This is a genomic window from Psychrobacter sp. 5A.1 (assembly GCF_030407455.1).
In the GTDB taxonomy this organism is placed as follows: Bacteria; Pseudomonadota; Gammaproteobacteria; order Pseudomonadales; family Moraxellaceae; genus Psychrobacter.
Genome location: NZ_JASDDJ010000017.1, coordinates 1 through 14,512, shown reverse-complemented (window position 1 = coordinate 14,512; position 14,512 = coordinate 1). Strand labels below are relative to the sequence as shown.

Below are 14,512 nucleotides of genomic sequence, written 5' to 3'. Positions count from 1 at the left end.
GTGCTAGAGTGCATCAAATGACGAAAGCGCATTTGAAAAAAGGCATGTTTGAAAAATAACATCTTACAAAAGAGTATAGCAGTCACACAGTATCTATTTAACCGAAAATCATAAAGCAGTCAATGAGCGTAGCGAGCGACGTATAAGATATAAAAGACCGTTCAAGCGTATTGTTGACGGTACTATTTTTATAATAAATGTCCAATATGGCCTTATTCTAAGCCTTTTCCAAGCTGAGCCATTAACATTTAGAGCGTTTTGAGCTATGATTGCACAAATAATTATTCCATCTAGTACATGGACGCAGGCTGTCATACTGACTACCCAACGTCATGTGCTAAACACCAACTGACGAGGACGACTATTGTGTTAGAAGCTTATCGTAAACATGTCGAAGAACGTGCTGAGCTAGGAACGGTTCCGCTACCACTGAATGAAAAACAAGTAGCAGAGTTGGTTGAGCTATTAAAAACGCCACCTGCAGGCGAAGATGCATTCTTGATGAACTTGCTAGAAAACCGTATTCCTGCTGGTGTTGACCAAGCTGCTTACGTTAAAGCGGCATTTTTAGCTGCGATCCTTAAGGGTGAAACATCATCACCACTTATCAGCAAGCAAAAAGCGGTTCAAATCTTAGGCACTATGCAAGGTGGCTACAACGTTCAGCCATTGGTTGCTGCACTAGATGATAGCGATGTTGCACAAGACGCTGCTGAAGCACTGAAAAAGACGTTGCTAGTATTTGACGCGTTCAATGACGTGACTGAAAAAGCAGAAGCGGGTAACACTATTGCAAAAGAAGTGGTTCAATCTTGGGCAGATGCAGAGTGGTTCTTGAACCGCGCTGCAGTACCAGAAAAAACAACTTATACGACATTTAAAGTCACTGGCGAAACCAACACAGATGACTTGTCACCTGCGCAAGACGCATGGAGTCGTCCAGACATCCCATTGCATTCATTAGCCATGCACAAAAACTCTCGTGACGGCATCAATGCTGATGACGAAGGCGTTGTCGGCCCAATGAAGCAAATCGAAGAGCTGAAAAAAATAGGCCATCAATTGGCTTATGTTGGTGATGTCGTCGGTACTGGTTCTAGCCGTAAGTCTGCGACCAACTCAGTACTTTGGTTAATGGGTGATGATATCCCTAACGTGCCAAACAAACGTGGCGGCGGTCTGGTATTGGGTAACAATATCGCGCCTATCTTCTTCAACACGATGGAAGATTCTGGCGCATTGCCAATCGAAAAAGTGAATGTCGATAACCTAAACATGGGTGATGTATTTGACATCTATCCGTACGAAGGCAAAATCACTAAGCATGACTCTGACGAAGTATTGTCAACGTTTGAGCTAAACTCACCAACATTGCTTGACGAAGTTCGTGCCGGTGGCCGTATTCCATTGATCGTTGGTCGTGGTTTGACCAATCGTGCTCGTGAATACATGGGTCTTGGTCATTCAGACATCTTTGCTAAGCCAGAAGAGCCAGTAGACACTGGTAAAGGCTTTACTTTAGCGCAAAAAATGGTTGGTAAAGCTTGTGGTCTAGAGGGAGTACGTCCTGGTATGTACTGTGAGCCTAAAATGACAACTGTCGGCTCTCAGGATACGACTGGTCCAATGACGCGTGATGAGCTAAAAGACTTGGCATGTTTGGGCTTCCAAGCAGACCTAGTGATGCAGTCATTCTGTCACACTGCGGCTTATCCAAAGCCAGTTGACGTTGAAACTCAGCACACACTACCTGACTTTATCATGAACCGTGGCGGCGTAAGCTTACGTCCAGGTGATGGTATCATTCATAGCTGGTTGAACCGTATGCTACTTCCAGATACCGTTGGTACTGGTGGTGACTCGCATACTCGTTTCCCAATGGGTATCTCGTTCCCAGCGGGTTCTGGTCTAGTGGCATTCGCAGCAGCAACTGGTGTTATGCCACTTGATATGCCTGAGTCTGTCCGTGTACGCTTCGTTGGCGAACGTCAGCCTGGTATCACACTACGTGACTTAGTACATGCGATTCCTTATCAAGCAATCAAAGAAGGTCTATTGACTGTCGATAAGAAAGGTAAAATCAACGAATTCAACGGCCGTATTCTTGAAATCGAAGGTCTAGAAGACTTGACTGCTGAGCAAGCATTTGAGCTATCTGATGCCTCAGCTGAGCGTAGTGCTGCTGGTTGCACTATAACTCTATCTGAAGCGTCAGTGACTGAGTACTTAAACTCAAACATCACGCTACTTAAGTGGATGATCTCAGAAGGCTATGGCGATGCACGTACCATCAGTCGTCGTATTGAGCAGATGCAAGATTGGCTAGCGAACCCAAGCCTATTGCGTGCTGATGAAGATGCAGAATACACGATCGATATGACTATCGATATGTCTGACATCAAAGAGCCTATCCTATGCTGCCCGAACGATCCAGATGATGCTAAAACACTAGCTGACGTCGCTGGTGATACCATTGATGAAGTATTCATTGGTTCATGTATGACCAACATTGGTCATTTCCGTGCCGCTGGTAAACTGCTAAAAGATGTACCAGCAGGAAGCCTAAAGACTCGTCTATGGATTGCGCCACCAACTAAAATGGATGCGCGTCAGTTAATGGAAGAAGGTTATTACAATATCTACGCTCAAGCCGGTGCTCGTACTGAAATGCCAGGTTGTTCATTATGTATGGGTAATCAAGCACGTATCGCTCCGAAGTCTACTGCGGTATCGACTTCAACTCGTAACTTCCCGAACCGTCTAGGTCAAGGCGCTAACGTATACCTTGCTTCTGCAGAGCTTGCAGCAGTAGCAGCGGTACTTGGTAAATTGCCAACCAATGACGAATATCAGCAGTATGCTGGTATGCTAGACAGCATGGGCGAGGAAGTGTATCAGTACATGAACTTCGACCGTATGGAAGAGTACACTGAAGAAGCTGATAAAATTAACGTCGCTCAGTTGACCTAGTTTTTGATGTTGTAAGGCTTCTTTCTAAAGCTAGAAGTCTTACATTTAAAACAAGAAAACCCCGTATCGTCATGATGCGGGGTTTTTTATTTATGACTCTAAGAAAACTAGTATTCATTTACAAACTTTTATTGAGTATCTATAATCAAAACCAATGGTTGATAATTTTCACTGACGATTTCTACTTTTCATGACTGAGATAAAAAGCCCTATGGAAAATAATATCAAGCTCAATAAAGCGACACCGCCACCATTGCCCGGATCTACGATGGCTAACAATCATAATGCTGAAGCAAATTACGGCATCATTGACTGGTTTAAAAAGGGCATGAGAAATTATACGAACTTTTCTGGCCGTGCGCGCCGTAAGGAGTATTGGTATTTCTTTCTAGTGCAAATGGGGGTGATGATCGTTGCAATGCTGCTAGACGCAATAATATTCAGCTCAGAGACAGGTTTATTTTACATAGTAGCAGTACTTGGTTTATTTCTGCCTGGTCTTGCCGTGACTATCCGCCGCTTACATGATACTAGCCGCTCAGGATGGTGGTTTTTGATAGGGATAGTGCCACTGATAGGCTCTATTATATTGCTGGTATTTCTAGCAAGTGATACCAAGCCTGAAACCAATAAATGGGGTCTACCAGCGAAATAGTCCGGCTAAAACAGGCGCTAATGATTAATAAAACGGCTTACGCCTGTTTACAAATGTCCTCACTGATTTTTGAGTTTGGTTTCTGTATAATATAAGGGCAGGCGGAAACCGTGGCTCTGCACGATATTTATCTTTTCTATCTCGGGACGGACCGATACTTTGATAGGCACTGATGTGCTTTGGAGTCTTGGTTGATTACTTTATCCCCACTCAAACGTCGTCTACTATACGTGACTGTCTTTGAAATTATCGCTATTATTTCTTCCACCTATGTACTGATGTGGCTAAGCAATAGTGATGCATCTGAATCTCTACCCGTCGCTGTGATGGTGTCATTAGCAGCTGTCATCTGGAACTTTATTTACAATACCGCTTTTGAAGCGTGGGAACGTCGCAAACGTGTGGTACGTCGGACGTTGTGGATACGCAGTGCCCATGCCTTTGGTTTTGAAGGTGGGTTGGTGTTGATTTGCTTGCCACTGTATATGGTTTGGTACGATGTTGGTCTGATCCAAGCCTTTAAGATGGAGGTAGCATTACTGCTATTTTTCTTGGTTTATACCTTTCTTTTTACAATGGCCTTCGACAAGATATTTGCGTTACCGTACCAGTATGAGTCTGCTTCTTCTTAGAGCGTGTTGAGTATCGCAAAAGGCTGCCTATTGGCAGCCTTTTTTTGATAGTATCACTACAGACTATCTAGTCGAAACAAGTTCAGCTGTCCAATTGAACAGCTTATTGTCTCGTTATTTAAGTTGTTATTTACCTTGATAAACCGGTTTGCGCTTTTCCATAAAGGCGGTGATGCCTTCTTTAAAATCGTCAGTCACTGCCATCATGTTTTGTTGTTCAACTTCCATATCTAACGCTTCGTTTAGTCCGCCGAATGCATGTACGTTAATCATATGCTTCATCGATGATAAGGCTTTACCAGGTAGTTGACTTAAGCGCGTTGCCAATGCCTGTACGCTGGCATCTAGCTCGTCTGCGCTGACGACCTCATTGACTAAGTTTAGACGTGCCACATCTTCTGCTTTTAGCTTATTACCTAGCATCACAAGCTCAGTTGTCTTGGCCGCACCAATCAATTGATTCAGTAGATAAATACCACCAGCATCTGGAATCAGGCCAATATTGACAAAGGCTTGCACGAATTTTGCGTTATCAGCTGCGATGCGAAAATCACAGGTAAGCGCTAAGTTCATTCCTGCTCCAGCCACCGCACCCTCTAGTTTTGCAATGATTGGCTTGTGAATACTGCGCAGCTTTAGGCTTACTTCAGCCACTTCTCTTAGCATAAAATCAAGCTTTGCCAACAATGCTTCAGATTCCATACCATTTTCAAGCATCTCACCGATATGACCACCACTAGAAAAATTGTTATTCGATCCTTGTAGTACAATCACGCGGACGTCAGCGTCTTTATCGGCCTTATCAAGCGCATCCATCATCGCTTCTTTTAACGCAGTACTAAAGGCGTTGAGCGTCTTAGGATCGTTCATGGTGATGGTGGCAATATGATTGTCGCTTTGATACCCGACGATAGGCTGTGACATTTTAGATTTCCTTATTTTAAATGACTGTTTTAAGATTTTGTGTGAATGATAATGGTACGAAATAAAGGCAAAAATGGTTCAATGCTGATTACTATAGCAGCTTGCTACGATTATAAAAGCGTGTTTTGTGGGCGCTCAAGACACATCTAAACGCTGGTAAATTTAGCCATTCTATCGTAAAAGTTAATGCTAGCTAATTAGGCAAAACGACTGGCTCGTAAAAAGGCTATGACCTGAGTTACTAATGGATTATGCTAGGGCGTGTCCTCATTTTAAAAATGGTGATAAAAATGAGATAAATTGCAGTCAAACAAGGAAAATAGCGCAGATAATATCGGGATATTAACCAGCTATTTAACGATGTTTGGCAAAATTTAGCCATTTTTAGCCCGTTTAGATATGATCAATTGAATTGAGGACACGCCCTAATATGCCAAGCTGAGTGTAAAAGACTATATCATGTGACGCTCACACTATTCATTGATTAAACAAGGATGTGGTTATGCCAACTATCACTATAAATGATGCTGATATCTATTACGAAGACAGTGCACCGAACGACACAAAAAATCCCGTTATCGTATTTGCTCATGGTCTGCTGTGGAGCTCACAGATGTATGACAAGCAAGTGGAGCATTTTCAAACAGACTATCGTTGTATTGCTTTTGATTTTCGCGGGCAAGGTCAGTCGCAGGTGACCAAGTCTGGCTATGATATGGAAACGTTGACGGAAGATGCTATTGGTTTGCTCGCAGCACTTGGTATTGATAAATGTCACTTTGTTGGGCTGTCCATGGGTGGGTTTGTCGCCCAACGCATCGCGCTAAAACGCCCTGACTTGCTGTTGTCATTGACACTTTTGGAGACCTCTGCTGATCCTGAAGACCCAAAAAATATACCGCAGTATCGTAAGCTTATCAAAGCCATTCGCTGGCTTGGTATAAAGCGTGTGAGCAATAAAGTCATGCCAATCATGTTTGGCAGTACATTTTTGGCCGATAAATTGCGCAAATCTGACCGTAAACAGTGGCTTACCATGTTGCAAAGCAATCGCAAGGGCGGCGTGGTCAAAGCGACAATGGGCGTCATTGAGCGTACGGGTACTTATGAGCAGTTGGGTGATATTACGACGCCAACACTGATAGTGGTGGGTGATGAAGATGCGGCAACGCCTTATGCCAAATCTGAACGCATGCATTTTGCTATCGCTGGGTCTAAGCTTGCTATTATCAAAGGTGCTGGTCATACGTCGACGGTAGAAGAGCCTGAGCAAGTGAATCAAGTGCTTCGTCAGTTTTTGGAAAATTTTGCTTAATATGGGGCGTGTTTGATATTCACAAATAGACACTGCTGATTGCTAAAACAGTTGTCTATACAAAAAAGCCGCTATCTCTTATGTGATAGCGGCTTTTTGTATGGCAGAGCAGGTTAAATAGCAGATGGCTACAATCGTGAGCTGTACTGGCTATGCCCGTCATTTATAGTCCCAAAGGCCTCTGCACGATTGACAATCTCAGTGGCCCAAGCACGGTGCGTCGCAGGCTCTAGCATCGTATTGTTGTATTTAAACACCGCTTTGGCTTCACTATGAAGAATCGCTTGCGCCTCGTCCAGTGTACTTAGTGGCACGCAGTAAGCTTGCTGTACTAGGGCGATTTGGCTGGGATGAATGACGGTTTTGCCCACCATGCCTAAGCTGACATCTCGGTTTAGCTCTTGCATGAACAGTGTTGGCTGATCCAAGTATTCAAATACTGGGGCGGTGAGATAAAAACCATGCGGCACAAAGCAGCCAAGCATTTGATAGGCCAAAGTGCCGATAGGTGAATCATAGACGATGCTGTTTTTTGGGCGACGTAAGCGCAGTGCTGCAAATAAGTCATTGCCACCGATACGTAGCGCAAAAACTGGTTGACTAAAGGCTTCTTTAAAAGCAATGGCCAGCTCTTGATTGTGATGTGGGTTAAACAGCGCGGCGGTTTCGAGCGTTGGCATCAGCAATTGATCAACTCTCAGGTTCTGACAAGCCATGCGCCAATTGGATAAGCTGTACATATCGACCTTTGGCATGACAAAACCATCGATGAGATCGATATGAGTATAGTCAGCCAATTGCTGTAGCATCATCGGGCTACGTGGACGTATAAAAACCAATGGACGCGTTGGATGTTGGGCATGAATCGTCGCTGATTTAGATGGCGCATTGATGCTATTCACATGCTCCGCCCACGTATCGAGCAAGGTTTGCAAGCGTTCAAGTGCCAATTCAACATCCTGCTGACTGACTGCATCTTCTAGGCAGATAATAATACTATTGATCGTCGGTAGCTTATCGCGTTTGATTACTTGCCAAATATCTTGGCGCGTCGCAGGCATATACAAGCTGGCACCGAGCTGATACGGATGGTGCGTGTGTGGTTTGACCATCGCATGACGCTCAGTAATCAGATGCGCATAAGATTGGGTATCGTTGTAAAGGTCTGACTCGTTGTTTTGAATATCTGACATAATTGGCATCATAAATAGAGAGAAGTGAGAGAGTAAAAATAAAAGTGTTCGGTTGTGCTAAATGCGTTAATGATCTTTGGCGCGTTGTTTAATAAGGGTGATGGCTTGATAAGGGAGTATTTTATCACCTAATACGCTGATAGTGATATTTCGTTGCGCACATAAATGACGCAGCAGTATGGTATCGGGATGCTCAGCAGTGGCGAGTAAGATACGCTCTGGATCACGGCGCAATATGGCGCGCGTTGCTTCGGCGATGGTTGGCTTAATACGGTTACGATTGACGATATCATAATCTGCTGCCAGCGTATCGATTAAGTCAGCAGTCTGGTAGCGTGGCTGCTGGTAAGTCGGCAAACACTTTGGAAGCGTCGTCAATGACTGCCTCGCTGCATCGATATGCTCGATGAATGCCAAGCTATGATCTACTGCTATCAAATCATCATAAAAAACACTGCGATGGAGGCCTGATTGCGGCTCCGTGTATAAGCTGCGTGAAATAAGCCCTGATACGGTGCTATTTAACAAACCCGATGGAATTAACCAGTCTTCCTCACTAGCGGCCAACCAAGCAACGCCAGCAGGATCGGCAAGAGTGAGTAGTGGAATGACATCCGCACCTTGATGAAAGATATTGGCAAATTTTGGATGGCTAGGATTACTAAACGCCTCTAGGCTACGGGATAGCTCTTGATAAATGGCGCCTTTACCTGTCCAACCATCGACGAATACCATCGGACTGTTTGGATAAGCTTCCAGTAGCATTTGCAACGCCACTGGATCAAGGCCACGATCACGAATGATACTGATACCGTAATGTACACTTGGTAAACGATAGCTGCTATCCGTGTCCGACAGCGCCCGCTGTAACAACACTCCAATTGGCAGACCAGCTCGCACCAAGCTGACCAAAATCAGTGGATGCTCATCACTAATGCTGTGTTGAAAAACATGATGCAGTGTGTGAGATAAGTGAGCGATATCAGTGGCAGCTCTTGTTGTTCCTTGCTCTAAGGCCTGTATGTATAGCTGCTCATGCATGGCAGTTGGTGCTTGCTCCAAGGTCAACATGTCAGAGTAATGGCGTTGTCCACTTTGGATAAGCGCTTCTTTTTGATTGACAGGCACATCAGCCACCGCGTCCTTATCAACCATATCGAGTAGGACAGTCACATCGCTCGCAAGATAACTGCCTGAGCCATAGTTTTGCAGAGCGGCTCTTTTTGTTTGTATATTAGGTAAAGTCATAGTATGAATAATAGCACTCGTAATGATAACAGTGGGATGGTGTGGCTGCGGTTTAAACGGATGGTTTAGACTGATATTGCTCATGCAGCTGGCCGTGGTTGGGCATACCGTACCAGTCCAATAACTGTAAGAAAGGCAGGTCAGCCAAGCTGTCACCAAAGCCAAAACTCGGACGCTGATGATCTAAATGATGCTCTAATAAAAATTGCACTGCATGACGCTTATGAACCGCATGAGGCAATATTGCTAGGTTATTGGCATTCACATGCACATAGAAATCTTGCTCAAAATCGCGTATTAGAGTGGGCAGTTTTGCCGCCAAATCTACGAGCGCTTGATGGTCCTTCTGCGCATGCTTGATAGCCAGATAAATGGTTAGCTCTTCATCAATAGAGCCATTATGAAAGCTATCGATATGCGGTGTAAATACCAGATGGTTTTGATCACTTTTACTATGATTGGCAAATAGCTGACTGAGTTGATTTAATTTATCCTGCAATGGCGTAAGCTTACTATGCATATGCTGCTGCCACTGAGCTTGTAGCTTGCCATCTTTACTGAGAATAATCGCCCCATGAGTCAATACTTGCCAGCTATCAAAAGGCAGCTTAACGCGTTTGATTTCACTACGGTCACGTGCCGTCACTACGATTAAATCAGTGCTGGCAAGTAGCCAATTAAATAGCGCCGCTTGGCGCTGGCTCATAAAGCTTAACGGCTCGTCTTGCTTATTGACCGTTGCACACACCAAGGATTCAGGCTCCGTAGTGGGTAAGTCCCATGCGTCAATTTTGCGTTGAGTTTGGAATAGCGTGTCATCCAAATCCATTAAGGCGTAAGGCTTCATAATGTTAGGATTGGTCTTGAAAAGTGGGATAGTCATGATATCGTCCATATACAATCGGGTTAAAAATGAGAGAGCAATTTAAAGACTAGGACTCACCACCAGCACATTATCCAAACCTCGCCACATAGCGTCCACACTATCAGCTGATGTCTCTATGCACAATACAATCAAATCCCAATCGCTAGGCTCAACGTTATAAGCAAAATTGGTCATACCAAGCCCGTAATTATCGCTAAAGCTCAGCATCGTGGTAATCGCCCCACCAAGCGCAATCGGTGAACGGGTCAACGCACTAAAATTAACGAGGGCAGTGGTATCGCCGCTCAGCTTTTTAGATGCTGTTTCAAGCCATTCAGCCAATAAAAATGGCAACCAAACAAACTCATTGCTACCCAATACTAGGATTCTTTTTGGCAACTGAGTGAGATCAAAGCTTTCTTGATCATTGAAGCGGGTAAAGGCCGCCTGAAAACTTGAAAGATAGTCATCAAAACCATCAGTACTGTCTAGCGTTGGAAAACGCCCCCAATTACTAGTATGACCAAGCGCTTGACTCCCAGCAGCGGTGGTATCAACCGATGGCATCGTAATGGGTTCAGGATTGGGCGCATCTGTCCACTGCCAAGCGCCAGACAGTAAATGATGACGATGAAACTCAATACCAACGAGACGATCCGCCATTCGTGCAGGCTTAGTATCTGCCTGTTGATTAGGTTTTTCTTGATCCAATGACCAATCAACCAGTGTTGTCAGATGCACTTGCTCTAATTGTGTCAATCCTGCTTCACGTAAGGCAGTGACGACATTAACACAGGTATTGCCCGTTGAGGCTTCATCATCGACCATAATCAGCGTTTTGCTGGCCAGTAGCTGCGCTTGAGTGAGGCTCTCTTTGCTCTGATAAATCAAATGCTGGCTGGCATGACTGTGATCTTCACAAAACGTCGTCAGCAAGGAATCGGCACCATTCGCATCATTATCTTCATCGTGCTGTGCATGACGCGTGGAGTTCAATAGTAGAGCTTGAGGATAGCGTGTTTGGAGTGCTTGATGGACACCAGCAGATAGACCGACAGCGGTCTCCGCCATACCAATAACCAAAATCGGCTCAGGTAAATCGCTCGGCACTAAGTTAGCCAAATCCGTAAAGGCACTACGCATTGTACTAGGCGTCACTGGGACATGGCGGCCTAAGACTTTTGATACGAATAAAAATGCACGTTTTGGGTTAATACGCTGCGCAAATCCGAGCAAGTCTTCTAATTGATAACTGTCACTTTGTTCTAAGTCATTCTTATTAGTGGCTAAATTGGTCTGATAGGTCAGATCTAGCGTACCACGGGGTAGGGTAATGCTGCGTTTATAAGTTCTATTAGATGTTAAGTTATGATTGATAGTTCTCATTATTCAAGGGTGTCCGTTATGTTGCAAATCTCTCTTAGATCGTTGCTGATTATGGTATTTTGTGGCAAAAAATTCCACTTACTATCAATTCGCTTTAGAGTCAATAGCAATAGGTTTTTGCCAGTCTTATTTTGAACATTAAATTCTTCGAAAAACAACACTTTTTTAAGGCGATTGTTTATGGTTACTTCAATATTTGGGCAGTTTTTACTAAAAGTATTATTAAGCTTGCTTACAACTACAAAAACAAGTAGATCAGTATTTTCTTCTTGTTTATCTAAATGACACATAAAAGTAGACTTTGCAACTCCATTTCTTTCTTTTCGCATTAGTAAAATAAAATTGTCTTTACTATGTCGTTTGTCGATATGAATAATATCGTTAGCACCAATATTATTTTGTTTGGAGTTCATACAAAATAATCTAACATCAGTTTGACTGCTAGAGTAGATAGTAAGGGTTGTATGCTCATTAGGGATAAATTTTGAGAGAGTACTATTTTTCAAGTTAATTTGGCTAACTTTAGTTGATTTATTCGATTGTAAGTTTATCTTGGATTCTCTGTTTTTAACGGGAGACTCTAAAGGTTTATCCTGATATTTTAACTTAATAGAGACGCTACTGTTTTTTCTACGTGTTTCGTATAAATTTAGGGCATCAATGAGATCGGAGAATTTCTTATACCCATATTTATCAAGATTTATATTCGCATGATGCTGTTTGATTTGACTGGCAATATAGGAAATATTGGACCAACCTTTATCAGATTTTGGATCTTCTTCAATAACTTTTTTTAATATGTTAATTAAGTGAGTTTGTGATTGCAACTGTTGGGTGGTGAAACGAACAGGAGGTTTTTCAATAATAGATAGAGGTACGTTAGCTATTTTCTTATAATTTTTCTCACGAATATATAACGAAGTTTCTATCAGTTTGATCTCAAATATATCGATATTTTTTAGCACGCCAGCCAGTCTATCATAGCCATAATTCTTTGGATCGAAATCTGGATAGTGCTCTTTCAGGCTTTTTCCAACCAACCCTAAATTTAGCCAACATTGAGCATCTGCATTAGGATGGTTAATGATAGAAGCACGCAAGCTATTGAGTAGTTTGGTATCGCGTTTCAGTTTATTTGTGTCCCATGCTTTCACTGTAATTGGAGTAATTACATTAATATCTTTTACAATATTTTGAGATTTGATTTCAGTAGCACTTGATATTTTTTGAGCTGCCAATAAATCTTCAACGTAATAAAATTCGTCACAAGATTGAGTAAAGGCATTGACTGTAGAGTGTGTGCCAAAGCCAAACACTTTGATACCGTTTTTACGAATACGCAGCGCCAGTGCAGTAAAGTCGCTATCACTTGATATTAGACAAAAACCATCGTAATTATTGCTATATAGCAAATCCATTGCTTCGATGACCATGCCAATATCAGTAGCGTTTTTACCTTTAGCGTAAGCGAATTGCTGCATAGGAGTGATAGCATGTTTTAGCATTGCCTCTTGCCAGCTTTTAATATGAGCATTGCCCCAGTCGCCGTAAATGTTCTTGCAAGTGATACGACCAAACGCTTCTACTTTTTGTAAAATATAGCCAATATTTTTTGCAGAAGCATTATCAGCATCAATCAGTACGGCAATATTATGGAGCTTAGCTAACATTTATATTTCCTAATACGTTTCTTAAGTCACTATTTTATATTTCTTCGGTTTGTCTTATGATTCTTTAACCCTGACAGCCAACCAGCCATAGTGCACTGCGACTTTGCTTGCTTAGCTGAGGTGTTGTCAGAGGCGTTGTGCTGGTCAAATCAGTCGTGCCCTCCAAACTGATGCCAGCACTCGCCAGTAGGGCAGATAATAACTGAAATTTCACCGCATAGTTCATGTTTTGTGCATGCTCATGCACCAGACTCGATGTGACCATGCCGATGACTTCTCCAGTCGGCAATAATAAAGGGCTGCCACTAGAGCCAGGCTGAATGGGTGCGGTGAATTGCATGTAGCGAATATCATCGTTTAAGCCTGTCAAACCTGAGATACAGCCTTGAGTGACTTGTAGTTGGCTACTCAATCCTGACAACGGAAATCCCAATGTGGTAATGGTCTCGCCCAAGTTATCAGCGCACCGCTGTGCTAATGGTAAATAGCTAGGCAGAGGTTCGCTAACTCTAATAATGGCTGAGTCGCTCCCGATATCACTGAGCACGACTTGCGCTTCGCGGTCAGGTTGACCTTGCTGTCGCACACCAACCATCGCTGCCGACTCAATCACATGATAGCAGGTTAGTAGATGATAGGGATCAATAGCAAAAGCCGTTCCCGTCCAAGTCTCACCTGCTTGTACTTGACGCGGTGGTCGAGACTCGTTATTGGGCTGAATGCGCTGCTGCTGTTGAGCTTCTTGGATAAGTGTATGGGTGTTAGGCGGACGAATATCCAGACTAACCTGTACATGATGCTCAAGACTTGCCAAACCTTGCGTTGAGGCCTCACCAAGGGCCCGACATTTGAACTGTCCATTACGCTGATATATTTCTAATACAATCGCCGCTTTGACATGCCGCTCGTTTGTCGTGAAGTGATAGTAAATATCCCCGTTGTTGAGCGTGAGGCTTACGTCGTTTAATTCTACCGCTGGCAAGTTCAGGATTGGCTCATGATAAACATAAGCAATCAGTTGCAAAAAACTAACGCCTTGTCGTTCAAATAACTGGGCCAAATCTAGCTGCCATGCGCTTGGATTGTCTTTGCTGTCGAGCTGTGCCCACTCTTTAGGCTCATGCAGATAAGCAGGGCTACAAACTGCTTTTCGATTGGCATCTAATGGCAACCACAATATCCCAAGCTGCTGTCCAAATTTTGGCTGATGTGTCGTAGAAAAGGCGACCGAACAATTCGCAGTCGCGATCACTGTATTTGCGCCTAATATTAATACATTTTGCTTTGACATCACACTTCCTTGAATTGAATTTTTATACGATTATCATTTTTTTGGTTATTCAAAAATACTGCCGTCTAAAATTAAAACCTTAATATATAAGTGGGTTTAATTTAATTTTTATCTTATATTTTATATAAAATAATAAAATATAAGTTATTTAATAATTAATTAAGATTAAATTAACAATGGTTTTTATAAAAAATAAATTTTTAAATAAAACATCGTGTTATCTGAAACAAATAAATTTAATTGAGTGATAATAGGATTTCTCTATTCAACCACTAGTCGGGCGATGTAGCCACCTATCGGACAATGGCATATAGCATCTTGCTCGCATTTAAAAAACCAGTGATAATAGGATTATAATATATT

General features: G+C 42.9%; 11 protein-coding genes. 4 read left to right on the top strand and 7 right to left on the bottom strand.

Translation table 11 applies throughout. From position 1 onward, the window contains the following. Positions 1-366: 366 nt before the first annotated feature. The 3 genes from acnB (at position 367) to QL982_RS05580 (ending at position 4,257) form a co-directional block, all read left to right on the top strand. Positions 367-2,970: a bifunctional aconitate hydratase 2/2-methylisocitrate dehydratase gene (gene acnB, locus QL982_RS05590; RefSeq protein WP_290164510.1), complete on the top strand. Its 2,604-nt coding sequence runs from the start codon at positions 367-369 to the stop codon at positions 2,968-2,970. A 211-nt stretch (positions 2,971-3,181) separates the two neighbouring features. Next, on the top strand, positions 3,182-3,625 hold the full coding sequence (locus QL982_RS05585) for a DUF805 domain-containing protein (protein ID WP_290164513.1): 444 nt from the start codon (positions 3,182-3,184) through the stop codon (positions 3,623-3,625). A gap of 191 nt (positions 3,626-3,816) precedes the next feature. Continuing rightward, entirely contained in the window at positions 3,817-4,257 is a 441-nt protein-coding gene (locus QL982_RS05580; RefSeq protein WP_290164514.1) for a PACE efflux transporter, read from the top strand. 126 nt (positions 4,258-4,383) lie between these two features. Here QL982_RS05580 and QL982_RS05575 read toward each other — a convergent pair whose 3' ends face one another. Then, entirely contained in the window at positions 4,384-5,181 is a 798-nt protein-coding gene (locus QL982_RS05575; protein ID WP_290164515.1) for an enoyl-CoA hydratase-related protein, read from the bottom strand. A gap of 502 nt (positions 5,182-5,683) precedes the next feature. On the opposite strand from QL982_RS05575, the gene QL982_RS05570 reads away from it, so the two are divergent. Further along, entirely contained in the window at positions 5,684-6,496 is an 813-nt protein-coding gene (locus QL982_RS05570) for an alpha/beta fold hydrolase (RefSeq protein ID WP_290164516.1), read from the top strand. A 128-nt stretch (positions 6,497-6,624) separates the two neighbouring features. Here QL982_RS05570 and QL982_RS05565 read toward each other — a convergent pair whose 3' ends face one another. The 6 genes from QL982_RS05565 to QL982_RS05540 form a co-directional block, all read right to left on the bottom strand. After that, the gene (locus QL982_RS05565; protein ID WP_290164518.1) at positions 6,625-7,689 is read right to left on the bottom strand and encodes an HpcH/HpaI aldolase/citrate lyase family protein; all 1,065 of its coding nucleotides are present in this window, start codon (positions 7,687-7,689) and stop codon (positions 6,625-6,627) included. A 66-nt stretch (positions 7,690-7,755) separates the two neighbouring features. Further along, positions 7,756-8,937, bottom strand: a complete 1,182-nt coding sequence (locus tag QL982_RS05560; RefSeq protein ID WP_290164527.1) for a cysteine protease StiP domain-containing protein — start codon at positions 8,935-8,937, stop codon at positions 7,756-7,758. A gap of 52 nt (positions 8,938-8,989) precedes the next feature. Then, a complete protein-coding gene (locus tag QL982_RS05555; protein WP_290164519.1) occupies positions 8,990-9,820 on the bottom strand; it encodes an HAD hydrolase family protein in 831 nt (276 codons plus the stop codon). Between the two features lie 42 nt (positions 9,821-9,862). Further along, positions 9,863-11,188, bottom strand: a complete 1,326-nt coding sequence (locus tag QL982_RS05550) for a phosphoribosyltransferase domain-containing protein (protein WP_290190209.1) — start codon at positions 11,186-11,188, stop codon at positions 9,863-9,865. After that, a complete protein-coding gene (locus QL982_RS05545) occupies positions 11,188-12,858 on the bottom strand; it encodes an NYN domain-containing protein (RefSeq protein ID WP_290164523.1) in 1,671 nt (556 codons plus the stop codon). Before QL982_RS05545 ends, QL982_RS05550 begins: the two co-directional genes overlap by 1 nt. Positions 12,859-12,922: 64 nt before the next feature. Then, complete coding sequence (locus tag QL982_RS05540) at positions 12,923-14,149, bottom strand: serine protease (RefSeq protein WP_290164525.1); 1,227 nt, start codon at positions 14,147-14,149, stop codon at positions 12,923-12,925. Between the last annotated feature and the right edge of the window lie 363 nt (positions 14,150-14,512).